This window comes from Humibacillus xanthopallidus, assembly GCF_044793955.1.
Classification (GTDB): Bacteria; Actinomycetota; Actinomycetes; order Actinomycetales; family Dermatophilaceae; genus Humibacillus; species Humibacillus xanthopallidus_C.
Map to the genome: position 1 here is coordinate 4,496,411 of NZ_CP084995.1, position 25,534 is coordinate 4,521,944.

Below are 25,534 nucleotides of genomic sequence, written 5' to 3' on the forward strand. Positions count from 1 at the left end.
GGAGGCTCCTTCAGTCTGCCCGGGAGGGGCTGGGGTCGGGGGTGTCGACGAGGGCGAGAACGGTGAGGGCGTCGGGCGGCACGACACGGCCGGCGGCCTCGCGCTCGGCGGCGAAGTCGCGCACCATGCGGGCGAGCTCGGCGTCGGCCCGCTCGGCGAGACCGGACACCTGCTCGACCGGGATGCCCATGAAGATGACCTTGAGCACCGCCTGACGCCAGGCGTCGTCGTCGAGGTGGGTGGCTGCATATGGTCCGACGGCCGCGCCGACAAGTCGAGTGTCGTTGGTGCGCAAGGCATCTCGCACGACGGGGAGCGCCGCGTCGCCGATGCGGGCAGGGCGGCCGGGGGCATCGAGCGCTGGCAGGGCGAGCAGCACGGCCCGCCGCTCGGCCGGGTCACCGTGCTCATAGACGCGGCTCACGACCTCGATGACGTATGCCGCGTCGCCGGGGATCGCGAGCAGCAGTGCCTCGCGCGCGGCGTCCCCGTCAAGGCCCTCGCGGGCCGCGGTGCGCGCCGCCGCCGGGAAGTGGCGCTCGATCGTGGCGGGGTCGCTCGCGACCTGCGCGAGCGCGTCTGCAGTCGTCCTGGTCGTCGTGGGGCTCATCGGGCCACCTCCTGCGGTCGTCGGTGCGGACGGTCCACCTGCGCCCGACGCTCGGCGTCACGCAGGAAGTCGAGGCTCGACGCCGCGAGCAGGGGCGCGGCGTGCGAGTGACGAGGCAGCTCGACGGCGACGAGGCCGGTGAAGTCGATCGTCGACAGCGCCGCGAGCACCGGCGGGAAGTCGACCTCGCCCTCGCCAAAGGGCAGGTGCTCGTGCACACCGCGTCGCATGTCGTCGATCTGCACGTTGGCGACGAGGGCGCCGGCGCCGAGCACGCAGTCGGCGGGGTCGGCGTCCTCGGTGCAGCGCAGGTGCCCCACGTCGATCGTGAGGCGCAGGCGGTCGGGCCGTCCGAGGCGCTCTCGCAGCGCGTCCACGTCGGAGATCCGCTCGACGAACATGCCCGGCTCCGGCTCGAGCGCGAGGTCGACGCCGTGCGCCTCGGCCACCGGGAGCAGCAGCTCCACGCCCTGCTCGACGCGCGCCCAGCACTCCTCACGACTCGCCCCCTGCGGTGCGATGCCGCTCCAGAAGGACACGGCCGGGGAGCCGAGGTCTGCGGCCACGCGAATTGCCGTCAGCAGCAAGTCGACTCGCCTGTCACGACCGTCGTCGGAGACGAGGGTGGGCTCGTGCTTGCGTCGGGCGTCGAGCACGTAGCGGCCGCCGGTCTCGACCATGACCCCGAGACCGTGACGGGCCAGGAGGGCGGCCACGTCGGCGGTGCGGGCGGCGAGCTCGGGCGCGAAGGGGTCGAGGTGCCCGTGGTCGAGGGTGAGCGCCACCCCGTCGTAGCCGAGGTCGGCGAGCACCGCGACCGCGTCGCCCAGCCGGTGGTCGGTGAAGCCGTTGAGGCCGTAGCCGAAGCGAAGACTCACGTGGCCGACACCCGCTTCATGGCAAAGGCGCCGACGGGGGCGGACGCGGCGAGACCCAGCGCGAGGCCGGGGCTGCCTGCCGCGGCGAGGGCGGCCGACTGGAGGGGCACGAGGCCGCGGATGCCGGCGCCGGTCGCCCGCCGCACCGTCGCTGCGTCGGGGGTGCGCGCGGCGGCCAGCTGGGCACCCACGACGCCCGCGGCATACCACCCCGTCAGGGCGAGCGAGACGAGCCGCCAGGCGACACCCCGCCCGGCGGAGGGCCCCGTCGTCAGGGCGCGCAGCGCTGACGCCACGGCGACCACGCTGGTCGTGGCGACGGTGCCCCGCGCGACGGAGACGGAGCCGCCGTGCACCTCCCCGCGGCTGAGGGCCGTCACGCCTGCCGTGTGGAGCGCCACGAGGGCGGCGGGGGCAGCGGCACGCTGGAGCGCCGGCCACCCGCCCGCGCTCGCGCCGAGCAGCACGTCGAGTCCGCGGGTCGAGGCCATCGTCGCAACGCTGAGGGGCCCCTGCTTGGGGGCGAGGTCGTAGGACCACACCGCTGCCGCGAGCACGCACGCGAGCGCGAGTGAGCGCCGGCCGCCCGCCAGCCCGGCGACGGCGAGCCCGGCTGCGGTCAGGCCGCCGGCGGTCGCGAGCGCGGTGCGCGCGGGCACCCGCCCTGACGGGATGGGTCGCTCCGGGCGCTCGACGGCGTCGACGTCGCGGTCGGCCCAGTCGTTGAGCGCCATCCCGGCCCAGTAGAGGCAGGTGGAGGCGAGGGGCAGCGCGGCCGAGCGCACGCCGGCGGGCCAGCCGGCGCTCGCCGCACCGGCGAGGGAGTCGCCGGGCACGGTGAGCGCCGCGGGGGCCCGCACCAGCTCGGCGAGGTCACGCAGTCGCGTCACGACGACGTCGCCCACTCCGTCAGCACGCGCTGCTGCTCGAAGAGACGGTGCTCGTCGGAGCCGACCGGGTCCTTGAAGAAGAAGCCGAGCGCCGGCAGCGGGCCCACCTCGTCGCGACGCAGCGCGAGGTCGGCGAGGCGGGCGAGGTCGATGACGAGCGGCGCGGCCAGGCTGGAGTCACACCCCTGCCAGGTGAACTGCATCGACATGCGGGTGCCGAGGAAGCCCGAGAAGGTCAGGTGGTCCCACGCCGTCTTCCAGTCGCCGAGGTCGGCGATGTTGTCGATGTGCACGGGTCCGTCGACGGGGTGGCCGAGCATGGCCTCCAGACCACGCGCCTTGCTGCGGGCCTTGCTCTCCATGGCCTGCGGGTCGGCGAGGGTCGCCCCGTCGCCGCCGCCGAGCAGGTTGGTGCCGGCCCAGGAGCGCACGCGCAGCGAGCGGGCGGCGAACATCGGGGCGAGCACCGACTTGACGAGGGTCTCGCCGGTCTTGCCGTCGCTGCCGCCCCACGGCACGCCGTGCCGCTGGGCCAGCTCCTCGAGGGCCGGCAGTCGGGCGCCCGTCGAGGGGGTGAAGTCGATGAAGGCAGCGCCCGCGGTGAAGGCGGCTGCCGCATAGACGGCACTCGGCGGCAGGGGCGAATCGCCTGCGGCCCAAGCCTGCTCGAGCGCTTCGAGGCTGTCGTGGGCGGTGTGCGCCTCGACGACGGCCTCGGTGGACGAGACGTTGATGACGACGACGCGGGCGAGCGACTCCGCGTCGCGGAAGGCGCGGATGTCGGCGGCAAGGCGCTCGACGGCCTCGGCCTGGCCCTCGTGGCCGGCGCGGTAGCCGGTGCGCACGCGGTCGTCGGTGCGCTCGAGCTCGTCGTGCACGAGGCTGAGCGCGGTGTGCGGGATGACGCCGGCGTCGGCGAGCTGGGCCGCGCGCTTGAGCAGGGGCACGTCGACGACGTCATGGCCGCCGACGACGAGGTGGTCGAGGGCGACGAGGCCGGCGGCCGCGAGCTCGGGCTGCTCGGTGACGAGGCCGTCGGTGCCGTGGCCGCGGGCGGTGATGAGGGCGAGACCGGTCGCCACGGTGGTGGCCACGGAGCCGCGGGCTCCGACCAGCCAGAGGCCCGTTCGTGCGTCGCTCATGTCTCGTTCTCCTCATCGGGGCCGACGTTGGGGGGGTCGTGCTGTGGGTGGTGGGTGGTGCTCGGTGTTGTCAGCGTGATGCTGGGTGGTGCTCGGTGGTGCCGGTGCCCCGGCGGCGAGGGGATGGGACCTCGCCGCCGGGAACCGAGTGGGTCAGCGCAAGGAGGCGATGACCGCGTTGGCGTCGCGAGCCAGGGCAGCCGCAGCCGCCGCGTCACGGACGTTGGAGGTGGACTTCGTCGCTGCGATGAAGCCCTCGAGCTGCGAGATGGCCGCGTTGGTGCGGCCAGCCGCGATGTGCTTCTCCGCCTGCTGGAGTCGCTTCTCGAGCTCGCGCTCCCCTGCCGGGGTGACGAGACCCTCGCGGGCCAGTCGCTCCGTCAGGGCCGTCAGCGTGAGGATCGAGGTCGTCGTGGTGAACGTCCTCGTCGTCGTCGTGACGAGACCCGCCTTGTCGGTGGCCGTCACGACGAGCGTGTGGCTGCCGAGCGAGAGGCGCCAGAGCGCCAGCGGCTTGTCGCCCGCGACCGCGACGCCGTCGACGGTGGCCGTCACGGTGTCGATGCCGCTCGTGGCGTCGGTGGCCGTCCACGTGATGTCACCGGAGTTGCCGACCGAGGCTCCCTCGGCTGCGCCGGCGACCGTGACGGTGGGCGCCGTCTTGTCGAGCTTGATCGTCACCGACCCGACCTGCGAGACGTTGCCGCCGTTGTCGGTGGCCCGGTAGAGGACGGTGGTGATGCCCTCCGTCGAGACCGTCAGGGCGTTGTTGGCGTTGACCCACGTCACTCCACCGTCGGTGGAGCGCTGACGCGAGGCGACGGTGCCGTTGTCGGTGGCGGTGATCGTCACCGTGACGTTGCTCGTGTACCAGCCGTTCGCGCCGTTCGGGGTCGCCGGGTTCAGCGTCGCCGTGACGGTCGGGGGCGTGACGTCGGCGACGCCGGTGCCCGTGAACGTGAGGGAGTCGAGCACGACCCCGCCGGTCGAGGTGACGTAGAGACGTCCGGTGCCGGTGGGCTTCGACGACAGGGTTGCTGCCGCGTCGGTCCAGCCGGAGCCGTTCACCGCGATCGTGCCGAAGGGAGCCGCGGTCGGCGAGTCCCAGCGGAGCGACAGGGTGCCCGTGCCGGTGGCGCGGGCGGTCACGCCGGTGATGCCGACGAGGTTCGTCGGGTCCCAGGCCAGCCAGTCACCGGCGTCGAACGAGGTGACCTTGCGCAGGCCGCTCGCGGCGTCGTCGTTGGTGATCTCCACACCCTGGGTCGCGTCGGCCCACTCGGCCTCCTGCTTCTTCGGGTTGAGGATGAGCTGCTCGGTGGTGGTCGCACCGGGGAGGCCGTTGGCCCCGTTGTCGGTGTAGGTGATGACGACGACGCCGAAGATGTTCTCGGTCTCGCCGTGCTGGGTCGCGTCAGCCGGGGTGGGGATGGCGAACTGGCATCCCGTGCCCTGGCTCAGCGGGTGGGCGTGGGCGTCGTGACCCAGACCGAAGGTCCAGGAGACACGCGAGCACACCGTGGCGGTGCCGTCCTCGGGGTCGGTGGTCGTGACGTTGAACGGCACGGCCTGGCCCCAGTCGAAGAAGGCGCCGTTGGGCGGGGTGGTGATGGTGACCGTCGGGGCGACGTTGCCGACGCTGATGACGGTGCTGGTCAGACCGCGCTTGCCCTCCGGGTCGGTGACCCGGAGCCGAGCGCTGTAGCGACCGAGGGTCGTGTAGGTGTACTGAGCGGTGACACCGGTGGCGTCGAAGGTGCCGTCACCGTCGAAATCCCACTCGTAGGTGAGGGCCCCGCCCTCGGGGTCGACGGACGCCGAGCCGTCGAAGGTGACCGTCAGGGGGGCGGTGCTGCTGCTCACCGGGGTGGCCTTGATGCTGGCCTGCGGCGCCTTGTTGCCGGGCGCGTAGTCGATGCGGTAGAGACCCGCGTCGGGGTTCTGCCGGAAGAAGCCGTCACCGTAGTCGAGCACGTAGAGCGACCCGTCCGGGCCGAACTCGATGTCGATCGGGCTGTCGGTGATCGGCTGCCCGTTCGTCTCGAGGGCGGCGTTGGGCAGGAAGTGGGTGATGTGATCGACCGGTCCGTCGGGCCACTGCACGTCGAAGACGGCGAGGTAGTCCTGCGAGAACTCGGCGAAGAACGCCTTGCTGTCCCAGTAGGCCGGGAACTTCGTCGTCGACGGGTTGGCCGCGTCGAAGTGGTAGACCGGACCGCCCATCGGGCCCTGGCCACCGGCCGGAGAGAAGTCGGTCAGCTCGGGCCACGGCTGGTGGGTGTTGTTGTCGCCGTAGTAGAGCTGCGGCGCGGTGGCCGGCGGGACCTGGGCGAGGCCGGTGTTCCACGTCGAGTTGTTCTGGGCTCCGGCGTTGCAGTCGAAGAACGGGCCGGGCGTCGCCGTCGCGAAGTTCCACTCGTTGTAGTTCGCGTTGGGGCCGTGGCAGTAGGGCCAGCCGCCGTTGATCGGCTTGTTGATGGCCGTGCTCTGCCACTCGACGTAGCCCATCGGGCCGCGCTGCGGGTCGGCCGCACCGGCGTCGGGGCCGTAGTCGCCCCACGAGACGGAGTTGGTCGCCGGGTCGACGTCGATGCGGAACGGGTTGCGCAGGCCCATCGCGAAGATCTCGGGACGGGTCTTGGCGGTGCCCGGAGCGAAGAGGTTGCCCGCTGGGACCGTGTAGGACCCGTCGGCGCCGACCTTGATGCGCAGGATCTTGCCGCGCAGGTCGTTGGTGTTGCCGGCCCCACGACGCGAGTCGAAGCCGGGGTTGAAGCCGGGCGCGTTGTTGTTGGGGGCGAAGCCGTTGGCGCCCGGGGCACTGGCCGGCGTGTTGTCGCCCGTCGCGAGGTAGAGGTTGCCGTCGCCGTCGAAGTCGATGTCGCCGGCGACGTGGCAGCACTGTCCGCGCTGCTGCTCGACCTTGATGATGACCTGCTCGGTCGCGAGGTCGAGCTTGTCGGTCGCGTCGTCCCACTTGAAGCGGCTGAGCTGGTTGTAGCCCTTCCACTGGTCCCAGTAGGAGGCGTCCGCGCCCGCGGGCAGGGTGTTGGGCGCCGACCCGGTCGGGGTCGTCGTCGGGTAGGGCGCCGTCATGGTGCGCGGCGCGTAGTAGAGGTAGACCCACTTGTTCGTCTCGAAGTCGGGGTCGAGCGTGACGGTCTGGAGGCCGTCCTCGGAGTTGTTGTAGACCGAGAGGGTGTTGATGACCTTCGTGACGCCGGTGTCGGGGTCGACGAGGCGCACGTCACCGTTGCGGGCGGTCGTGAGCACGCGGCGGTCGGGCAGGACGGCCAGGTCGATCGGCTCGCCGGTGTCCTTGGTCAGGGTGATCTTCTCGTAGTTCGACCAGTCGAGCGCGGGCTCGGCGCCGTGGTCGACTCCGTCGTGCGCGAGCGCGGGCGTCGTCATCACCCCGCCCAGCATGGTCGCGGCCAGGGCAGCTGCAGCAGTTGCCGCAAGTGCCCTCCGGCCTCTCAAACGACTTGTAACATTCATCGGTACGTCCTTCTTGACAGAGACGGGCTGAGCCGGTCCCCGGGGGGCGCGCCGCTGCAACGGCATCTTGCGCCCTCCGGGGGCCGGTGTTTCCGGTATGCCGCCCCGCCGGCGTGTGGCGGGGCTGCGGTCGTCCGTGCGGCCGGGTCAGCCGCGCAGGGCGGCCATCGCGTCGTAGCTGACCTTCGACAGCTCCATCGACTGGTTCGGCGCCGTCAGGGCGTTGCCCGGAGCGGTGTCCATCTCCCACATCGGGTTGTGCGAGCCCTTGGCCCCGACGCGACGCAGGAACGTCGAGTAGTCGATGTCGCCCTGGCCGAACGGCGCCATGACGTAGCCGTTGGCGACCGACGTGTCCTTCTTGCCGTCCTTCGCGTGGAAGAGCGGGAAGCGCGACGTCTGTGCTGCGACGACACCGGCCGGGTCGAAGATCGAGGTGACGACCGAACCGTCGGGAGCCGTGTAGGCCGTGTGCTTGTACTGCGCGACGTGCGCCCAGTAGATGTCCATCTCGAGGAAGACGTACTTCGGGTCGGTGTTGGCGAGGAAGTACTCGAGACGACGGATGCCGGACGACCGGGTCGGACGGCCCATCGCGTCGAGCGGACCGCTGTCGAGCAGGAAGCTGTAGGCGATGTCGTGGTTGTGGGTGTAGAGCTTGAGGCCGTGGCGGGCCGCGCGCTCCCCGTAGAAGTTCCACCGCGCGGCGGCAGCCTCCCAGTCGGCGACGTAGGCACTACCCGTGGGGTCGCTACCGGTGCCGATGTGGCCCATGCCGAGGATGTTGGCGATCTCGCAGGCCGTGTCGAAGGCGGCGATGTTCGCCTCGGTCATGCCCGACGGGATCTGGCCGTGGTTGCCCTCGGCCTCTAGGCCGAGGTCGTCGAGCCAGGTGCGGAGCAGGGTCGCGCCCGCGACGTTGTTGAGGTTGGCACCACCCTCGGAGTTGGCGTTCTGGCTGAGACCGGCGAACTCGATCTGGCGGTAGCCGATCGACGAGAGCTCGGTCAGGACCTCCTTGAAACCGGAGGCGTACTCGGAGGTCAGCGGGTTGCGGCTGACGGCGTCGCGCACGGTGTAGAGGATGATGCCCCGGCGCGGGGCGGGGATGAGGATGCCGTTGCCGCCCGGAGCGGCCTTGGCGGCGGCACCGGTCATGGTCACGGCGGCTGCCATGCCCGTCGTCGCCGCGAAGAACTGACGGCGGTTGAGGCCGAGCTTCGTGACGAGCTTCAGCGGGTTGACGTCGTTGTCGTTGTGCATGGTGTGCGTGCTCCTTCAGGGAGTGACAGAGACTTGGTTCAAGCGGGTCGAGCTGGTGACGCAGGTCGAGCTGTGGTGGAACCGAGCTCCTTTCGGCACGGGCGAGCGGCCGCGTGCGTGGACGTTCAGGACAGGGAGGGAGACGGCACGCGGGCCCCGTCGATCGGGGTCCAGGACCCCTCTCGCTCCGCGCTGGTCTCGACTGCCGACAGGATCCGCTGCACCTGGAACCCGTCGGAGAAGGAGGGCCGAGGGTCGGTGCCCTCGGCGACGGCGGTGACGAAGTCGACCGCCTGGTGGGTGAAGGCGTGCTCGTAGCCGAGGACGTGGCCGGGGGGCCACCACCCGGCGACGTAGGGGTGGGTGGCCTCCGTGACGAGGACCCGGGTGAAGCCGGCATCGCGACCGCTCACCGTGGCGTCGAGGACGTGCAGGACGTTCATGTCCTCGAAGTCGAAGGCGATGGAGCCGCGAGAGCCGTTGACCTCCAAGCGGATCGAGTTCTTGCGTCCGGTGGCGAAGCGCGTCGCCTCGAAGGTCGCGAGGGCTCCCCCGCTCATCCGCGAGACGAGCACGGCCGCGTCGTCGACGGTGACCTGGCCCAGCGTCGCCGACCCGTTGGCGCCGGACGTGCCGCTGATGCCGCTCGTGCCGACGTGGCTCGGGTCGCTCACGGGACGCTCGCGCACGAAGGTCTCGGTGAGGGCGGACACCCCCGTCAGCTGCTCGCCCGTGACGAACTGGGCGAGGTCGATGATGTGCGCACCGACGTCGCCGAGGGCACCTGAGCCGGCCCGCTCCTTCTGCAGCCGCCAGGTGAGCGGCGAGTCGGGGTCGACGAGCCAGTCCTGCAGGTAGGCGCCGCGCACGTGCAGGATCCGGCCGAGCAGGCCCTCCTCGACGAGGCGGCGGGCGTAGGAGATGGCGGGCACCCGGCGGTAGGTGAAGCCGACCATCGACCGGACGCCGCGGGCGGCGCCGGCCTCGGCGGCGCGCACCATGAGCTCGGCCTCCTCGACCGAGTTGGCGAGCGGCTTCTCGCACAGCACGTGCTTGCCCGCCTCGAGCGCTGCAACGGCGATCTCGGCGTGGGTGTCGCCCGGCGTGCAGATGTCGATGATGTCGATGTCGTCGCGCTCGAGCAGGCGCCGCCAATCGGTCTCTACGGACTCCCAGCCGAAGCGGTCCGCCGTGTCGTGTGCTGCCGCCTCGTTGCGTCCCGCGACGGCCGCGAGACGCGGCACCGCGGGGGCGTCGAAGTAGCTGCGTGCGTTGCGCCAGGCCTGCGAGTGGGCGCGCCCCATGAAGGCGTAGCCGACCATCCCCACCCCGAGGACAGGCTTGCGAGAGTTCGTCATGTCGTCATCACATCCGATGTCAGTGGTTTCCGAGGGTCCTGATCCGCTGCCCGCGCCGGCCGGGCCGGCGCGGGCAGCTGGTGCTCAGGACTCGAAGCCCAACGGCAGGTACTGCTCGACGTTCTCCTTGGTGACCACAGGAGCGTTGAGGACGATGCGCTTGGGCACCTCGACCTGCACGAGGTCGCTCAGGCCCTTGTTCTGGGCGATGAGGCGCGCGAGCTTGATGCCGTCGGCCGCCTGGGTGGGCGGGTAGATGACCGTGGCGGCCATCTTGCCCTCCTGGATCCAGCGCATCGCGTTGGCCGAGCCGGCGCCGCCGATGAAGGCCATCTCGTTGCGGTTGGCCTGGTCGAGCGCCGCCATGACGCCGACACCCTGGTCGTCGTCGTGGTTCCACAGGACGTCGATCTTCGGAGCCGCCTGGAGCAGGTTCGAGGCCTGCTTCTCGCCGGACTCGACCGTGAACTCGGCCGCGACGCGGTTGTCGACGGTCTGGTTGCAGGCCTTGAGGGCGTCGGCGAAGCCCTTCGAGCGGTCCTGCGTCAGGGGCAGGGCGTCGATGCCGGCGATCTCGGCGACGACCGGGTCGCTGATGTTCTTGTCCTTGATGACCTGGCACGCGTAGGTGCCGGCCGAGACGCCCATGCCGTAGTTGTCACCGAGGATGGTCGACCGCGCGGCGAACGGGCTGGAGAACTCACGGTCGACGTTGATGACCGGGATGCCGGCCTGCATGGCCTTCGTCGCGACCTCGGTGAGGGCGGCGCCGTCGGTCGGCAGCAGCACGATGGCGTCGACCTTGTCGTTGATGAAGGTCTCGATCTGGCTGATCTGGAGGCTCGCGTCGTTGGTGCCCTCCGCCGCCTTGAGCTCGACGTCGCTGTGCTTCTTGGCCTCCTCGAGCGCCGAGTTGTTGATGGCTGCGAGCCAGCCGTGGTCGGCCGCCGGGCCGGAGAAGCCGATGACGACCTTCTCGCCGGGGGCGTCGTTGTCGCTCGCGGCGTTGCCGGCCGCCTGCTGCGTCGAGGCGGCGGGCGTGGTGGCCGGCTCGTTGCTCGTGCAGCCGGCGGCGACGAGGGCAGCGCTCAGGGTGATCGCCGCGAAGGCGATCCGCTTGGTGGTGAGGGGAAGTGATGCAGACACGCTGACTCCTATGTGAGCGGGGTGGTGAAGTGGTGCTGTGAGTGGTGGTGCGTTGCCTCGGGAGGTCCCCCCTCGGCGAGGTCGGTCGATCGCCGCGGTGGCTAGGTCGACCTGGTGCGGGAGACCCGCTGTTGGAGCAGGACGGCGGCGACGATGATGGCTCCCTTTGCCACCGCCTGCGTGGAGGTGTCGAGATTGTTGAGGGTGAAGACGTTGGTGAGCGTCGTGAAGATGAGCACGCCGATGACGGTGCCGACGACGGTGCCGCGACCGCCGCTGAGCAGCGTGCCGCCGATGACGACGGCCGCGATGGCGTCGAGCTCGTAGAGCGTGCCGTGCGTCGAGGTACCGGTCGTCGTGCGGGCCATGATCATGACGGCCGCGATGCCGCAGGCGATGCCGAGCAGGATGTAGAGGTACATCGTCTGGCGCTGCACCCGGATGCCGGCGAGGCGGGCGGCCTCGGGGTTGCCACCGATCGCGAGCGTGCGCCGCCCGAAGGTCGTGCGGTTGAGCAGGATCCAGCCGACGACGGCCACGAGGGCGAAGAGGATGACGAGCACGGGGATGCCGAGCACGCTGCCACCGAAGAAGTTGATGAAGTCGCGGTCGCGGATGATCTGCGTGCGACGCTTCGCGATGATCTCGGCGAGACCTCGTGCCGCGGCGAGCATGGCGAGGGTGGCGATGAACGGCGCCATCCGGCCGTACGCGATGAGCACTCCGTTGATGAGGCCGCACGCTCCGCCGACCAGCAGGGCCGCGCCGACCATGACGATCCAGTGGATGTCGGCGGCCAGGGTCTGCGTCGCCACGGTCGTGGCCCACACCGAGGAGAGCGCGACGATCGCGCCGACGGAGAGGTCGATGCCACCCCCGCAGATGACGAAGGTCATGCCGACGCTGACGACGCCGATGACCGACCCGAGGCGCAGGATGGTGAGCGCGTTCTCGGGGCTGGCGAAGCGGTCGCCGGCGGTGATGATGCCGACGATGATGAGCAGCACGAGCGCCACGACGAGGCCCGCGTTGCGGCCGAGGGGGCCACCGAGGAACCCGGCGATCCCATACCGACGGTCGGACGTCCCACCGACCGGTGGTCCGTGCTGGGGCGAGGGCTCTGAGGCCCCCGTCCTGTCGGCCGCCGGATCTCCGGACGGCTGGTCGGCCTTCGTGACGTCGGCGCTCATGCCGCGTCTCCCTTCAGGATGATGTCGAGGACGGCGTGCTCGTCGAGCTCGTCGGCCGGACCCTCGTGGCGAACGGTGCGGTCGGCGAGGACCAGCACCCGGTTGGAGAGCCCCAGCACCTCGGGGATCTCGCTGGAGACGACGACGACGGCGACGCCGTCGTCGGTCAGTCGGCGGATCAGGGCATAGATCTCGGAGCGGGCGCCCACGTCGACACCGCGCGTGGGCTCGTCGAGGAGCAGCACCCGGCAGCCGCGGAGCAGCCAGCGGGCGAGGACGACCTTCTGCTGGTTGCCACCCGACAGGGTGCGCGACTCGCGGTGGATGCCGCGGGGTCGCACGTCGAGCGACTCGAGCAGCTCCTCGGCAGAGCTGTTCTCACCGTCACGGTCGAGCAGTCCGGCGCGCGAGAAGCGGGTGAGTGAGGCCAGGCTGATGTTGGCGGCCAGCGAGGCGCCGAGCACGAGGGCCTGGCTCTTGCGCTCCTCGGGGCAGAGGCCGATGCCGGCCGACACGGCGGCGGGCACCGAGCCGGGCCGGACCGTGCGGCCGCCGACGGTCACCGTGCCCGTCGTGGCCTTGCGGGCACCGAAGATCGTCTCGACGACCTCGGACCGGCCCGAGCCGACGAGGCCCGCGAGACCGACGACCTCACCGGGGCGCACGTCGAAGGAGACGCCCGAGAACTCACCGGTGCGACCGAGGCCCTCGACCCGCAGCAGGGGCTCGGCGTCGGCCACGTCGGGCTTGGGCGGGAAGACGTACTCGATGGAGCGGCCGGTCATGTGCCGGATGAGCTCCTGGGTCGGCGTCGTCTTGGCGTCGAGACCGGTGGTCACCGTGCGGCCGTCCTTGAGGACGGTCACGCGGTCGCCGATGTCGCGGATCTCCTCGAGGCGGTGCGAGATGTAGATGACGGCGACGCCCTGGTCGGTGATCTCGCGAATGACGCGGAAGAGCTGACCGACCTCGCCGGCGTCGAGGACGGCGGACGGCTCGTCCATGATGATCAGCTTGGCGTCGAGCGAGAGCGCGCGGGCCATGCTGACGATCTGGCACGACGCCGCCGAGAGCGTGCCGACCTCGGCCGAGGGCGAGATCTCCGAGTGACCGAGCCGCGCGAGGAGGGCAGCCGCCTCGCGCCGGGCGGCGGAGCGCTGCGAGAAGCCGAGGCGGGTGTGCTCGTGGCCGAGGAAGATGTTCTCGGCGACCGACAGTCCCTCGACGAGGTCGAGCTCCTGGTACATCGTGGCGACACCGAGGTCCATGGCCGCCTGCGGGTGGCCCAGCGTGACCTGCTCGCCCTCCCACTCGATGGTGCCCTCGTTGGGCTGGTGCACACCGGCCAGCACCTTGATGAGCGTGCTCTTGCCGGCGCCGTTCTGGCCCAGCAGGCAGTGCACCTCACCACGGCGGACGTCGAGGTCGACGCCGCCGAGCGCGACCACGCCGGGGAACCGCTTCACCACGCCGGTCATGCGCAGCAGGGGGGCGTCGGCTTCGTCTCGCCGTCGAGATGTCATGGGTCACACCGTGGCCCACTTCTGTCGGGGCGTCAAGCAAAAGTTTGTTTCTGTCTCAAGAAAGTTGGTGAGTGACACGCAGAACCCCGATGTGCTTCACTTCAAAGGTGAGTATTGCCCAGTCTCCGCAGCCCACGGCGCCTCCGAACGGCGCCGGTGAGCTGCTCCAGCTGCTGCGCGACCAGACGCCGCGCACGCGGGCTGAGCTGGCCAAGCTCACCGGTCTGGCGCGCTCCACCGTGGGCGCCCGTGTCGACGCGCTGCTCGCGAGCGGCCTGCTGGCGCCGAGCGGCGAGGCCGCCTCCACGGGTGGACGCCCGCCCGTCCGCTTCGCCTTCAACCCCGAGGCGCGCGTCGTCGTCGGCGCCGACCTCGGCGCCACCCACGGTCGCATCGCCCTCACCGACCTCACGGGTCGCCCGCTCTGCGAGATCGGCGAGGACCTCGAGATCACCGACGGCCCCGAGGTCGTGCTCGACTGGGTGACCTCGACGACCTCCAAGATGCTCGACCTCACCGGACGCACCGCCGCCGACCTCATCGGCGTCGGCATCGGCCTGCCCGGCCCCGTGGAGCACTCGAGCGGCCGACCGATGCGCCCGCCGATCATGCCCGGGTGGGACGGCTACGACGTGCCGGCGCACGTGAGCCGCGTGTTCGACGTGCCGGTGCTCGTCGACAACGACGTCAACATCATGGCGCTCGGCGAGCATGCCGTCGCCCACCCCGACGTCGAGCACCTCCTCTTCGTCAAGGTCGCGACCGGCATCGGCGCCGGCATCATCAGCGGCGGTCGCCTGCACCGCGGAGCCGTGGGAGCCGCGGGCGACCTCGGCCACGTCGCCGCCCCGCACGCTCCCGAGGTGCTCTGCTCGTGCGGCAACCTCGGCTGTCTCGAGGCGGTCGCCAGCGGCCCGGCCATCACGCGCGCCCTCGCCGAGATCGGCATCACCGCCGGCTCCAACGCCGACATCGTCGACCTCGTGCGCGGCGGCAACATCCCGGCCGCCCACGCCGTGCGCCAGGCCGGTCGCACGATCGGCGAGGTGCTCGCCACCTGCGTCAGCCTGCTCAACCCGTCGGTCATCGTCATCGGCGGCTCCCTGGCCCAGGCGGGCGAGAGCCTCATCGCGGGGGTGCGCGAGGTCGTCTACGGCCGATCGCTGCCGCTCGCCACGAGCAACCTGCAGATCGTCGCGGCCACCACCGGCGTGCAGGCCGGGGTCATCGGCGCCGCCACCATGGTCATCCAGCACGCCCTGACGGCCGACCGGGTCGACCTCGCCATCGCGTCGCAGTCCGCCTCCTGACCCTGCCCCCGTCGCTCCTGCAGAGCCGACTCCTGACGCGGACGCACGCCCTGCCCACCACAATGGGGGCATGACCGATCACCGGCCCGTCGAGACCTGGCTCACCGACATGGACGGCGTGCTCGTCCACGAGGAGGACGTCATCCCGGGCGCGCCCGAGTTCATCGAGGCGCTCAAGGCCTCGGGCAAGCGCTTCCTCGTGCTGACCAACAACTCGATCTTCACCCCGCGTGACCTCGCAGCACGCTTGCGCGGCAGTGGGATCGACGTGCCGGAGCAGGCGATCTGGACGTCCGCTCTGGCCACCGCACAGTTCCTCGCGGAGCAGCGGCCGGGCGGCAGCGCCTACGTCGTCGGCGAGGCCGGGCTGGTGACGGCCATGCACGACGTCGGCTACGTCATGACCGATCGCGACCCCGACTACGTCGTCCTGGGCGAGACGCGCACCTACTCCTTCGAGGCCATCACCCGCGCCATTCGCTTGATAGAGAAGGGCGCTCGCTTCATCGCGACCAACCCGGACCCCAGTGGCCCCAGCCCGGCCGGCACCCTGCCGGCCACCGGCTCCGTCGCAGCACTCATCTCGACCGCCACCGGTCGGCAGCCCTACTACATCGGCAAACCCAACCCGCTGATGATGCGCAGCGCCCTCAACCGGCTCGACGCGCACTCCGAGACGACGCTGATGGTCGGCGATCGCATGGACACCGACATCATCAGTGGCCTCGAGGCCGGCCTGCGCACGGTGCTCGTGCTCACCGGGTCGACGAGCCGTCAGCAGATCGAGCACTTCCCCTACCGGCCGACCCGGGTCGTCGACTCGGTCGCAGACCTCGTCGCCCTCGTCACGGAGCCGGCCCCGAGCTGACGAGGCCGTATGCCGCGGAGCCGGTCAGGCGGCATACCTGGCCTGAGGCACGCAGTGCCTTCACAGGCACGCCAGCGCCCGGGTGCGCGAGGGCTCAGCCCGAGACGAGGTCGCGGCCCGAGTCCGCCCACGCCCCGGTGCCGCCGCCCAAGTGGTAGACGTCGGTGAAGCCGGCAGCGGTCATCGCCGCGACCGCCGTCGCCGACCGGTTGCCCGAGCGGCAGTAGACGGCGTAGGACCCCGCGGGGTCGAGCGCGCTGATGCGAGAGGCGAAGTCGGCCGCCGACACGTCGATGTTGACGGCGCCCTCGAGGTGGCCCTGGGCGAACTCGGCCGGGGTGCGGACGTCGACGACGGTCGTGCCCGGAGTCGCCGAAGCCGCGGCGAAGGTGTCGACGTCGACCATCGCGCCGTTGGTGGGCGCTGCGACCGAGGTGGCGGTCGTCGTGGCCTGCGGCGCCGGGTCGGCCCCGCACGCGGCGATGCCCGCGACGCCGAGGACGGCGACGAGCGCGAGGGCGGTGGACGAGCGACGGACGTTCACGAGGTCTCCTTGAGCGGCGGGATCATCGCCAGCATACCCCAAGGGGTATGCAGTTCCTGATCGAGAGAGCGATCCGCGCGCCCTCGCGCCGTGCATCACCCGCACGCTGACCGGACGAATCGCTCTTTCGATCAGGAAGCTGGGGTCAGGAAGGCTGGGGTCAGGAGGGCTGGCGCCGCGAGAAGAGGCGACGCCACCACGGCGTGCGGGCGTCACGCTCGCGCTGCTCGGCGAGCTCGACCACCTGCCGCTCGGCGCGCAGACGCCGCTCGTGCTCCTCCACCTCGGCGCGCAGCGAGCGCCACTGGGTGACCATGTCGTCGACGTCGAGCGTCTTGGCGATCATCGGCGGCAGGTTGCCGACCGCGGGGCGCAGCCGGTCGGCGAGCACGCGCTTGTTGTAGTCCTCGACGATCTCGCGCACGTTGGCCTCCGTGCGCACGTCGACGAGGGACCCCGGATAGCCCGCGGCCTCCTTCCGCAGCGCCAGCGCCCCCGGCAGCGCCCCGCCGAGGTCGAGGTTCTCGCGCGCGGCGAAGCGCTTGAGCCACCAGTCCGGGTCGCCCGAGTCGCTGAGGTCGAGCGGCTTGCCCGCACCGGGCAGGTTGTCGAAGTCGCCACGCTCCTGCGCCTCGCGGATCTGCTTCTCCACGGGGCTCTCCCACGAGGGCTGGCTGGACATGCCATCAACGGTAGACGACGCCGTATGCCGGGGGGCGGGGGAGGCCCGGAGGGTGCGATCGCGCGTCGGAAGGGTACGTGCCAGGACGAGACCGGACGATCGAGCGACGAGGAGCATGAGACGTGAGTGAGCAGCGGGACCTGATGGCAGGTCGCTACCGACTGCAGCACCGCATCGGTTCGGGTGGCATGGGGCACGTGTGGCTGGCCTGGGACGAGCGGCTGAGCCGGGCCGTCGCGATCAAGCAGCTGCGGGCGCTGGCCGACCTCCCGGAGGGGGAGGCCGACGTCGCGCACCAGCGTGCGATGCGCGAGGCCCGCATCACCGCTCGCCTCGAGCACCCCAACGCCGTCCCCGTCTTCGACGTCGTCGACCACGAGGGGCAGCCCTGCCTCGTCATGCAGTACGTCCCCTCACGCAGCCTCCACGAGATCCTGCGGGCCGAGGGCACGTTGGCGCCCGTGCGGGTCGCCAAGGTCGGGGCCCAGGTCGGCGCTGCGCTCGCCGCCGCCCATGCGGCCGAGATCGTGCACCGCGACGTCAAGCCCGGCAACATCCTCATCACCGACGACGGTACGGCCCTCATCACCGACTTCGGCATCTCGCGGGCCTTCGGTGACGCCTCGCTCACCTCGACCGGCATGCTGACCGGCACCCCCGCCTACCTCGCACCCGAGGTGGCCCGCGGGGCGAGCTCGACCCCGGCCTCCGACGTCTTCTCGCTCGGCTCGACGCTCTATGCAGCGGTCGAGGGCACGCCGCCCTTCGGCGCGGGCGAGAACCCGATGGCGCTGCTCCACCAGGTGGCGTCGGGCCGGACCAACCCGCCGCAGCTGGCCGGCGCCCTCTCCCCCGTGCTCGAGGCGATGCTCGATGCCGACCCGGAGCGGCGACCGACGATGCAGGAGGCGTCCGAGGCGCTGTCGCGGCTCGTCGGCGGAGGCCTCGCCCCGGCCGACCGTGACGAGCGCCAGTCCACGAAGGTGCTGCCCATCGCCGGGGCCGCCGCAGCCGGTGCCGCAGCCGGTGCCGGCGCGGCCGCAGTGCTCGGGTCGGAGGGTGGCCACACCGTCGAGCTGCCGAGCGACCCGCCCCTCGAACCGCCCAGCGGCCCTCCCGGTGACGCGCCCAGCGGCGCTTCGGGCGACGCGCCCAGCGGCCCGCCTGCGCCAGCCGGGGATGCGGCTCCCCGCGCGGCGGTGCCCCAGCCGCTGAAGCCGCCTTCGCGCGAGGGCGACCTCGTCGACCCCGGGAAGCGGCGACGGCGCGGAGCCGCCCTGCTGGCTGGCGCACTGGCTCTCGTGCTCCTCGCGGTGTGGGGCGTGCAGCGCGTCACCGATCCCGGGGGTGAGGTCGCACAGGCTCCCGGCGTCACGGCGTCGAGCGAAGCGGCCCCGTCGTCCGAGCCGTCTTCCGAGCCGTCCGCCGAGCCCTCCTCGCCATCAGCCGCGCCCACGACCTCTCGGGCACCGTCCCCCACCACGACGAGGCCGGCGTCACCGACCACGACGCCGCCGCCTGCCCCTGCCCCCACGACGCGGGCGCCGAGCCCGACGACACCCGCCGCGGCTCCCGCAGCCGGGGCCGCGGTCACCGAGAGCGACCTCAGCAGGGCCGTGCGCGACTACTACGGTTTGCTCCCGTCCGACACCGACGCGGGCTGGGCGTTGCTCACCGACCGCTACCGGAGCACGACGGCGACGAGCCGCGACTACTACGAGCGCTTCTGGGGCAGCATCCGCAGCGTGCAGGTCTCGCAGGTCTCGAGCGAGGCGCCGTCATCGGTCGTCGCCACCCTGCGCTACGCCTACGACGACGGCCGCACCTTCGTGGAGCGCACGTCCTACACGCTCGTGCGCCAGGATGGCCGGCTCAAGATCGACCGCTCCTCCGTGCTCAGCAGCCGCCAGACCTGACGGCCCGCCCCGCCTGAGCAGGACGTCCCGCACGCGCGGCGAGAAGCCGCTAGGCGGGATCGACCTGCTCGGTGCCCGCTCCCGGCACCGGCTGGATGCTGGGGCGCACGAGCAGCGCAAGGGTCTCCCCGTCGCCGATCTCGAGCCTGTCACCCGTGATGACCAACGCCTGCTCGGTGGCCAGCAGCTCGAGGAGCTGCTGCTCCTGCGCCATCGCCTCGGGAGGTCCGGCCATCCGGGTGGTCGCCGCGTCGCCCACGACGAGCAGCCCGTCGCGCACCTCGAACTGGCCCATCAGACGGTTGACGCCCGTCGTGCCGGTCAACCGGCCGTCTGTGCCGAAGGCGAGCTGCGGCTTCGGCGGCTCCGTCACCACGCCGCCGAGCTCCTGAACCGTCCACTCCGTGCCATGGATCGCGTTGTCAGCCATGACCCGACCCAAGCACATCACCGTCCTCGGCCGCAGGAGGACAGGCACCCCACGTGCGACGACCCGCCGATCCGCGCCGCTCACAGCCGCGCGATCACGGCGTCGAGCATCGCCTCGGTGAGCTTGCCCGTGAAGGTGTTCTGCTGGCTCACGTGGTAGCTGCCGACGAGGCGCACCTCCCGCCCCGCGCCGGTCGTCAGCACGGTCTCGGCGCCGTGCCCGAAGCGCGGCTTGGGCGTCGGCACCGACCATCCGCGCCGTCTGGCAGCACCGAGCGCCGCGTCCCACGCGATCGACCCGAGGGCGAGCATCGAGCGCAGCCGTCCCTCCGACAGCTCGAGGTCGCGGTCGAGCCACGGGGCACACGCCGCCTTCTCCTCGGTCGTCGGCTTGTTGGCCGGGGGCGCGCACCGCACGGCGGCGACGATGCGGAGCCCGGTCAGCACCAGCCCGTCGCCCGAGGCGACCGACGTGGGCTGGCTCGCGAAGCCCCCACGGTGCAACGCGGCATACAGCCAGTCCCCCGAGCGGTCGCCGGTGAACATCCGCCCGGTCCGGTTGGTGCCGTTGGCCGCCGGTGCCAGCCCCACGACCAGCACCTCGGCCTCCACGTCGCCGAACGACGGGCCCGGCCGGCCCCAGTAGGGCTGGTCGGCGAACGACGCGCGCCGGCCCTGCACCGCGACGGTCTCGCGCCACTGCACGAGCCGCGGGCACGCCCGGCACACGCTGATGCGCGCATCGAGCTCCGGTATGCCGTCCGCCCCCGCCGCGAGTCGCCGCACCTGGGCGGGGGTGCGGGCCACCGGCGTCTCGGCGCTCGCCGGGTCACCCGGCCAGCCGGAGCCCGGTGGCACGGGCGACAGGAAGAGTCCGCCGGAGACCGGGTGCTGGGCGGGGTTCGGGTGACCGTCGGGGCACATGAGGCCACGTTACGGCGGGGCGAGGTGGCCACCGCGACGAGCGGGCGTCGAGGTCTGCTCCCTGGTCAGACCTCGACGCCCGCTGCACGCCGCTCGATGCTTTTGTTGCTGTCCAGGGAGGTGGTGCGGGGCAGCCCCCCAGCCCCGCACCGTTCCCCTGCCGATCAGTGCACCGCGCGGCGGCCCTGATACATCCCGCTCACATCCCGCTCACGGCGGACGCAGGCGATGTGCTCAGAGACCCATCGGCAGCTGTGCCGCCGGCGGGGTGACCGACACCGCCCCGCCGTCGAAGGTGACCTCGCTCAGCCACATCGTGCGGCCGGGCACGTCCGAGCCGATCGCCTCGGGCGCCCACGCGTGGTAGACCATCAGCACCCTGCCGTCGGCCTCGAAGAGCGCGCAGTGACCCGGGCCCGCGGCGACGTCGGTGCTCGTCAGGATCGGGTCGGGGTCCTTCGTGAACGGCCCGGTCGGCGACGACGCGGTCGCGTGCCCCACGGCATACCGCTCGCTGCCGTAGTCGTTGGCCGAGTAGAAGAGGTGGAAGACGCCGTCGCGCTCCCAGACGAAGGGCGCCTCGACGAGCTGCCCCTCCCACGGGAGGTCCTGTTGCAGAAGCTGTTTCGGCTCACCCTCCAGTCGCAGTCCGTCGTCGGAGAGCTGCTGCACCGAGATCCAGGTGTCGACCCCGACCGCGTTGCCGTCGTTCTTCCAGTAGAGGTAGGCCGTGCCGTCCGCAGCCACGAAGGGTGACGCGTCGATCGAGCCGCCCTGGTCCTCCTCGCAGACGAGAGGGCCGCTGCTCGAGTCGCGGTAGGGGCCCTTGGGGTCGTCGGCAACGGCGAGACCGATGCACTGGATGGCCGGGTCGGGCGCCTTCGTCGTGTAGTACATGACCCACCGGTCGCCGAAGCGGTGCGCCTCGGGTGCCCACACCTTGCCCGGTGTCGTCCACGAGGCGAGCTCGGGCATCGCGTCGCTGCCCTGCGCCCACGTGACGAGGTCATCGCTCACGAGCGTCTGGACGTTCATCCCGTTGCCGTTCGTCGAGATGGCGACCCACCCGTCGCCGTCGGGCAGGATCTGCGGGTCGGGGAAGTTGCTCGGCCACACGGGGTTCGTCGCGGCTGACGTGCTGGTGGTCACGGTGCCTCCGGTGGTCGGGTCGGGGTCGGCTGTCTGACAGCCGGTCAGCAGGGTCGCCGCCAGGGCCGCGACCATGCTGACCGCGCTGACCGTGGCTCGCGCGCCTCTCATCCTGCTCCGGGGTCGCTCGGCCACGTCGAGGCGTAGAACCGCAGGTGGTCGACCTCGGCGGTGACCGCCGGTGACGCACCACCGTGGGCCACGAGGCCGATGCGCGGCTTGGTGCCGGGAGCGAAGGCCCACGTCGCGCCCCACGTCCAGCTCACCCCGTCGCGGCTGGTGCCCGCCCGGTAGAGGTGCTCGCCGGCAGCGTTGCGGTGGTGGGCGAGTCGCAGCCAGAGGGTGGGTGCGGAGGTGCCGATGATGGCGCCGCCATAGCTCGTCGGGCCGTCCGGAGCGTCGGGGTCTGCCGCCGTCTCGCGGCCGAACTCGGTCTGGCGGGTGTTCCAGATCGCGACGTTGGACAGGCGCGCGAAGTCGTCGTCGTCCTCGTAGGCGACGAGGCCGACCTGCTGGTAGTTGCGCACGGTGTTGACACCCAGGTCGAGCGTCGTCTTGGCCTCGGCGATCCAGTCGCCGTCGCCGGGGGTGTCGTGCAGCAGCACGCTCGCGGTGTTGCCTCCACCGACGAGGTCGGTGCCCTCGACGGGCCAACGCAGGCTGCCACCGGAGACGGTGACGGCCGGGTTGGGTCGCACCCACGTGAAGCCGGCGAGGCTGGGGCTGTCGAACTCCTCCGCCTCGAGCAGCGCGCCCGCCTCGGGCACGGGCGCGAGGTCCGCCGCGTCCGCGGCGGCCGGGTTGACGACGACGTTGTCGACGACGGCGCGGCTGCTGCTGAGGCGCACCGGGGCCGAGGCCGGCCGGGCGTCGCCCGGCACCTCCACGCGCGCGGCGACGTCGGCGAGGTCGCTCTCGGTCACCTCGGCGGTGAGGCCGTCGGCGGTCGCCTCGATCGTCAGGGTGCGCCAGGCATCTGCGGGGAGCGCCGGGAGCGCTGTCGCCGACGACCGGACGGTGCCGTCGTCGAGCTGGGCCGTGAGGCGCCCGCCCTTCGGGTCGAGCGTGACCTTGATGGCCGGGTCGCGCCCGACGAGCACGCGCAGCGGCTCGGTGCCGCGGTGGTCGAGCCGCACGTGCAGCGGTCCGGCGGGCGCCGAGGCGGTCGTCGACGCGGTGCCCCGTACGAAGCCGGTGTCGCCGGCGACCGGGTCGCTCGGCCCTTCGGCCATCCCGCGGAAGCCGCCGGCCGCCGGGTCGGTCGGCGTGATGCCGAGCCCCGACGACAGGGTCGGGGCGGGCTGCGGGGTGTCCGACGGCCCTGCTCCTGCGCGCGTGCGGGGCCAGCCGTCGACCCAGTCGAGCCGGTCGAGCAGCATCGGCCGCCGGTTGATGCCGAAGGTCGACGTCAGCCAGGGGTTGGTGCGGTCGAGGGCGTGGTAGGCGATGAAGTCACGGCCCTCGGCGTCGGTGATGACGGCGTGGTGGCCGGCCCCGACGAAGCGGTTGCCGTTCTGAGTCAGCACGATCGTGCCGCCGACCCGCGAGGTCAGCAGCGACGTGCCCTCGGCGTCGACGAACGGCCCGAGCGGTGAGCGCGAGCGCCCGGCGAAGACGGAGTAGCCCGTCGTGGGACCGGCGCAGCAGTTGGCGGCCGAGCCCATGAGGTAGTACCAGTCGTCGTGGCGCACGACGAACGACCCCTCGTAGCGGTTGTCGATCGCGACCTGCGTCGCCGTGCCGACCGGGGTCAGCCCGTCCGCCGACACGCGCGTGGCCCACAGGCCACCGAAGTAGCTGCCGAAGTAGAGGTAGCGCTGGCCGTCGACGTCCGTGAAGCCGGCCGGGTCGAAGGTCCAGAGGAAGCCGCCGCCGGGGGCGGGTCGTGGTGGCACGGCCGGCGCATCCGTCGGGGTCCACGGACCGGCCGGCGACGACGCCGTCGCGACGCCGATCGCCGAGTCGTCACCGGGGTTGAGTGTCGTGTCGGTCACGGTGAAGTAGAGGACGTACTTCCCTGCGACGTAACGGATGTCAGGAGCCCAGAGGCCAGCGGTCGGTGTCGCCCAGGACGGGCGGTTGCCCGCGTCGAAGACCGTGCCGAGATACTCCCAGCTTGACCAGTCGCGCGTGCGCGCCATGTGCATCGCACCGGGCGCGTCGCCCGCGCGCAGCGGATCGGACGTCGCGTAGGCATACCACCAGCCGTCGCGGCCGCGGATCACCGCGGGGTCCGCGAACGTGTCGGAGAACGAGTCCGAGACGGCGTTGGCGTATGCCGTGGGGCCGGGCTCGGCGGCATACGTCGGCGTGGCGAGCGTGGCGCCGGTCGCGGCCAGCGCGGCGAGTGACGCCAGCGCGGCGGTGGCCCGGCGCAGGGGGCGGGATGTGCGGGGTGGACGGGACATCAAATCTCTCCTAGCCCTTGACGCCGCTGCTGGCGACGCCCTCGATGACGTATCTCTGGACGAACGAGTAGATGAGCAACACGGGGATGGCGGCGAGCATGGCGCCCGCCATGACGACGGGGTAGTCGATCGTGTAGGCGCCCTGGAGCCGGCTGAGGCCGGCCGGGAGGGTGAGGCGCTCCGGTGAGAAGAGCACGTAGATCGGCCAGATGAAGTCGTTCCAGTTGGCCAGGAAGCTCAGCACCGCGAGGGTCACGAGAGCCGGCCGGGCATTGGGCAGCACGACCGAGCGGAACGTGCGGAACGGGCCGGCGCCGTCGAGGCGGGCGCTCTCCTCGAGCTCCTTGGGCAGGCCGATGAAGAACTGCCGCATGAAGAACACGCCGAAGGCTCCGGCGGCTCCGGGCACCACGAGCGCCCAGATGGTGTCGAGCCAGCCCAGCTGGTCGAGGATGAGGAAGTTGGGCATTAGGAAGATGAAGCCGGGCACGAAGAGCGTCATGATGATGCCGGCGAAGATGGCCTTCTTGAAGCGGAACTCCATGCGCGCCAAGGCATAACCGGCCATCGAGCACACGACGACGACGAGCGCCGAGTGGAGCGTCGCGGCCAGCATCGAGTTGGCGAACCACTGCAGCACGGGGCTCGCCGCGTCCTGGAAGAAGAGCACGTCGTAGGCCCGGAGGGTCCACTCCTGGGGGAACCAGGTCGGCGGGACCGTGCGCGCCTCGCTCTGCGTCTTGAAGGACGTCAGCAGGATGAGCAGCAGCGGCCCGACGAAGATGACGGTGAGGATGGCGAGGGTGGCCCAGAAGAGGGGCCCGTTCCTGCGTCTCATTTCTTCTCCCTGAGGGCCCAGAAGTTGACGAGGGCGATGAGCGAGAGGAAGACCGCGAGCACGTAGCTCATGGCGGACGCCTCGCCCATGCGGTACTGCGACAGGCCGAGGTCGGTGATGACCATGATCGCCGTGCGCGTCGTGTCACCCGGCCCGCCCTGGGTGATGAGGTAGCTCTGGCCGAACATGTTGGCGCTGGCGAGGATCGTCGTGATGACGATGAAGATCAGCACCGGCCGCAGCCCCGGGATCGTGATGTAGCGCAGCTGCTGCCACGCCGAGGCCCCGTCGAGCTCGGCGGCCTCGTAGTGGTCGGCTGGGATGTCGCCGAGGCCCGCGAGGTAGATGACGGCGTTGAAGCCCATCGTCCACCAGATGGTGACGCCGGCCAGCGAGATCCACGCGTAGGGCTGCGAGGTCGTCCACGCGGTGTCGTCGGGCAGGCCGACCGCGCCGAGCAGTCCGTTGACCAGGCCGAAGGACGGGTCGAGCAGGTAGGCCCACATGAGCCCGATGACGGCCACGCCGAGCACGAAGGGGGCGAAGAAGATGGCGCGGAAGAACGTGCGCCCCGGGAACCTGCGGTTGAGCATGATCGCGAGCAGCAGCGGCAGGACGACGAGGAACGGCACGCTGATGAGCACGAAAAAGGCGGTGGCCTTCATGCCGTTCCAGAACGACTCGAACTGCACCGACGAGCTGTCGAAGAGGTCGAGGTAGTTCTGGCCGCCCACGAAGGGCTTGTTGGGCAGGAGGAAGTCCCAGTTGTGCAAGGAGATCCACAGCCCGAGCACGCCCGGCACCAGGACGAACACCGCGAAGAGGGCGAGGAACGGCGCGAGGAAGAGGTAGGGGGTCCACCGCGAGCCGTGGATGCCGGCGGTCCGACCTCGGGAGCGGCGTCCGCCCGGCGCGGGCTCCGCTCCCGAGGTGGGTCTCGGGGGCTGTGTCGTCGTCACAGCCATGGC

Annotated in this window: 21 protein-coding genes; 3 read left to right on the forward strand and 18 right to left on the reverse strand. The window is 71.6% G+C overall.

Annotated features, from left to right (window positions below; all coding sequences use genetic code 11):
* Positions 1-10: 10 nt before the first annotated feature.
* The 10 genes from LG278_RS20240 to LG278_RS20285 all read right to left on the reverse strand — a co-directional run bounded on the left by LG278_RS20240 (position 11) and on the right by LG278_RS20285 (position 13,498).
* Positions 11-610: an EboA domain-containing protein gene (locus LG278_RS20240; protein ID WP_404389449.1), complete on the reverse strand. Its 600-nt coding sequence runs from the start codon at positions 608-610 to the stop codon at positions 11-13.
* Entirely contained in the window at positions 607-1,488 is an 882-nt protein-coding gene (locus tag LG278_RS20245; RefSeq protein ID WP_404389451.1) for a sugar phosphate isomerase/epimerase family protein, read from the reverse strand. Before LG278_RS20245 ends, LG278_RS20240 begins: the two co-directional genes overlap by 4 nt.
* Positions 1,485-2,378 carry an SCO3242 family prenyltransferase gene (locus LG278_RS20250; protein ID WP_404389453.1) on the reverse strand — a complete coding sequence of 298 codons (894 nt, stop codon included), beginning with the start codon at positions 2,376-2,378 and terminating at the stop codon, positions 1,485-1,487. Before LG278_RS20250 ends, LG278_RS20245 begins: the two co-directional genes overlap by 4 nt.
* Positions 2,375-3,520, reverse strand: coding sequence for an inositol-3-phosphate synthase (locus LG278_RS20255; RefSeq protein WP_404389455.1), 1,146 nt, complete (start codon positions 3,518-3,520; stop codon positions 2,375-2,377). The genes LG278_RS20250 and LG278_RS20255 overlap by 4 nt, the downstream gene beginning before the upstream one ends.
* A 153-nt stretch (positions 3,521-3,673) precedes the next feature.
* Entirely contained in the window at positions 3,674-6,931 is a 3,258-nt protein-coding gene (locus LG278_RS20260) for a PQQ-dependent sugar dehydrogenase (protein WP_404393728.1), read from the reverse strand.
* 234 nt (positions 6,932-7,165) lie between these two features.
* Positions 7,166-8,281, reverse strand: a complete 1,116-nt coding sequence (locus tag LG278_RS20265; protein ID WP_404389457.1) for a sugar phosphate isomerase/epimerase family protein — start codon at positions 8,279-8,281, stop codon at positions 7,166-7,168.
* A gap of 125 nt (positions 8,282-8,406) precedes the next feature.
* A complete protein-coding gene (locus tag LG278_RS20270) occupies positions 8,407-9,639 on the reverse strand; it encodes a Gfo/Idh/MocA family protein (RefSeq protein ID WP_404389459.1) in 1,233 nt (410 codons plus the stop codon).
* An 84-nt stretch (positions 9,640-9,723) separates the two neighbouring features.
* Positions 9,724-10,785 carry a substrate-binding domain-containing protein gene (locus tag LG278_RS20275; protein WP_404389460.1) on the reverse strand — a complete coding sequence of 354 codons (1,062 nt, stop codon included), beginning with the start codon at positions 10,783-10,785 and terminating at the stop codon, positions 9,724-9,726.
* 101 nt (positions 10,786-10,886) lie between these two features.
* Positions 10,887-11,975, reverse strand: a complete 1,089-nt coding sequence (locus LG278_RS20280; RefSeq protein WP_404389462.1) for an ABC transporter permease — start codon at positions 11,973-11,975, stop codon at positions 10,887-10,889.
* Positions 11,972-13,498, reverse strand: coding sequence for a sugar ABC transporter ATP-binding protein (locus tag LG278_RS20285; RefSeq protein WP_404389464.1), 1,527 nt, complete (start codon positions 13,496-13,498; stop codon positions 11,972-11,974). The genes LG278_RS20280 and LG278_RS20285 overlap by 4 nt, the downstream gene beginning before the upstream one ends.
* A gap of 89 nt (positions 13,499-13,587) precedes the next feature.
* On the opposite strand from LG278_RS20285, the gene LG278_RS20290 reads away from it, so the two are divergent.
* Positions 13,588-14,808, forward strand: coding sequence for an ROK family protein (locus LG278_RS20290; RefSeq protein ID WP_404393730.1), 1,221 nt, complete (start codon positions 13,588-13,590; stop codon positions 14,806-14,808).
* Positions 14,809-14,878: 70 nt separating this feature from the next.
* Positions 14,879-15,676, forward strand: a complete 798-nt coding sequence (locus LG278_RS20295) for an HAD-IIA family hydrolase (protein WP_404389466.1) — start codon at positions 14,879-14,881, stop codon at positions 15,674-15,676.
* Positions 15,677-15,770: 94 nt separating this feature from the next.
* Here the strand turns inward: LG278_RS20295 and LG278_RS20300 are convergent, their stop codons facing one another.
* Both LG278_RS20300 and LG278_RS20305 read right to left on the reverse strand, forming a co-directional pair.
* A complete protein-coding gene (locus tag LG278_RS20300; RefSeq protein ID WP_404389468.1) occupies positions 15,771-16,220 on the reverse strand; it encodes a rhodanese-like domain-containing protein in 450 nt (149 codons plus the stop codon).
* A gap of 160 nt (positions 16,221-16,380) precedes the next feature.
* Positions 16,381-16,902, reverse strand: coding sequence for a DUF1992 domain-containing protein (locus LG278_RS20305; RefSeq protein WP_404389470.1), 522 nt, complete (start codon positions 16,900-16,902; stop codon positions 16,381-16,383).
* Positions 16,903-17,024: 122 nt separating this feature from the next.
* Between LG278_RS20305 and LG278_RS20310 the strand changes: the two genes are divergently transcribed.
* Positions 17,025-18,818, forward strand: coding sequence for a serine/threonine-protein kinase (locus LG278_RS20310; protein WP_404389471.1), 1,794 nt, complete (start codon positions 17,025-17,027; stop codon positions 18,816-18,818).
* A 49-nt stretch (positions 18,819-18,867) separates the two neighbouring features.
* On the opposite strand, the gene LG278_RS20315 is transcribed toward LG278_RS20310, so the two are convergent.
* From LG278_RS20315 to LG278_RS20340, 6 genes are all read right to left on the reverse strand, one after another.
* Positions 18,868-19,248 carry an META domain-containing protein gene (locus LG278_RS20315; protein WP_404389473.1) on the reverse strand — a complete coding sequence of 127 codons (381 nt, stop codon included), beginning with the start codon at positions 19,246-19,248 and terminating at the stop codon, positions 18,868-18,870.
* A gap of 80 nt (positions 19,249-19,328) precedes the next feature.
* The gene (locus LG278_RS20320) at positions 19,329-20,171 is read right to left on the reverse strand and encodes a uracil-DNA glycosylase (protein ID WP_404389475.1); all 843 of its coding nucleotides are present in this window, start codon (positions 20,169-20,171) and stop codon (positions 19,329-19,331) included.
* Positions 20,172-20,405: 234 nt separating this feature from the next.
* Positions 20,406-21,431 carry a glycoside hydrolase family 43 protein gene (locus tag LG278_RS20325; RefSeq protein ID WP_404389477.1) on the reverse strand — a complete coding sequence of 342 codons (1,026 nt, stop codon included), beginning with the start codon at positions 21,429-21,431 and terminating at the stop codon, positions 20,406-20,408.
* A complete protein-coding gene (locus LG278_RS20330) occupies positions 21,428-23,728 on the reverse strand; it encodes a family 43 glycosylhydrolase (RefSeq protein WP_404389478.1) in 2,301 nt (766 codons plus the stop codon). Before LG278_RS20330 ends, LG278_RS20325 begins: the two co-directional genes overlap by 4 nt.
* 10 nt (positions 23,729-23,738) lie before the next feature.
* Positions 23,739-24,566, reverse strand: a complete 828-nt coding sequence (locus LG278_RS20335; protein WP_404389480.1) for a carbohydrate ABC transporter permease — start codon at positions 24,564-24,566, stop codon at positions 23,739-23,741.
* Positions 24,563-25,531 carry a carbohydrate ABC transporter permease gene (locus LG278_RS20340; protein ID WP_404389481.1) on the reverse strand — a complete coding sequence of 323 codons (969 nt, stop codon included), beginning with the start codon at positions 25,529-25,531 and terminating at the stop codon, positions 24,563-24,565. Before LG278_RS20340 ends, LG278_RS20335 begins: the two co-directional genes overlap by 4 nt.
* Positions 25,532-25,534: the final 3 nt, after the last annotated feature.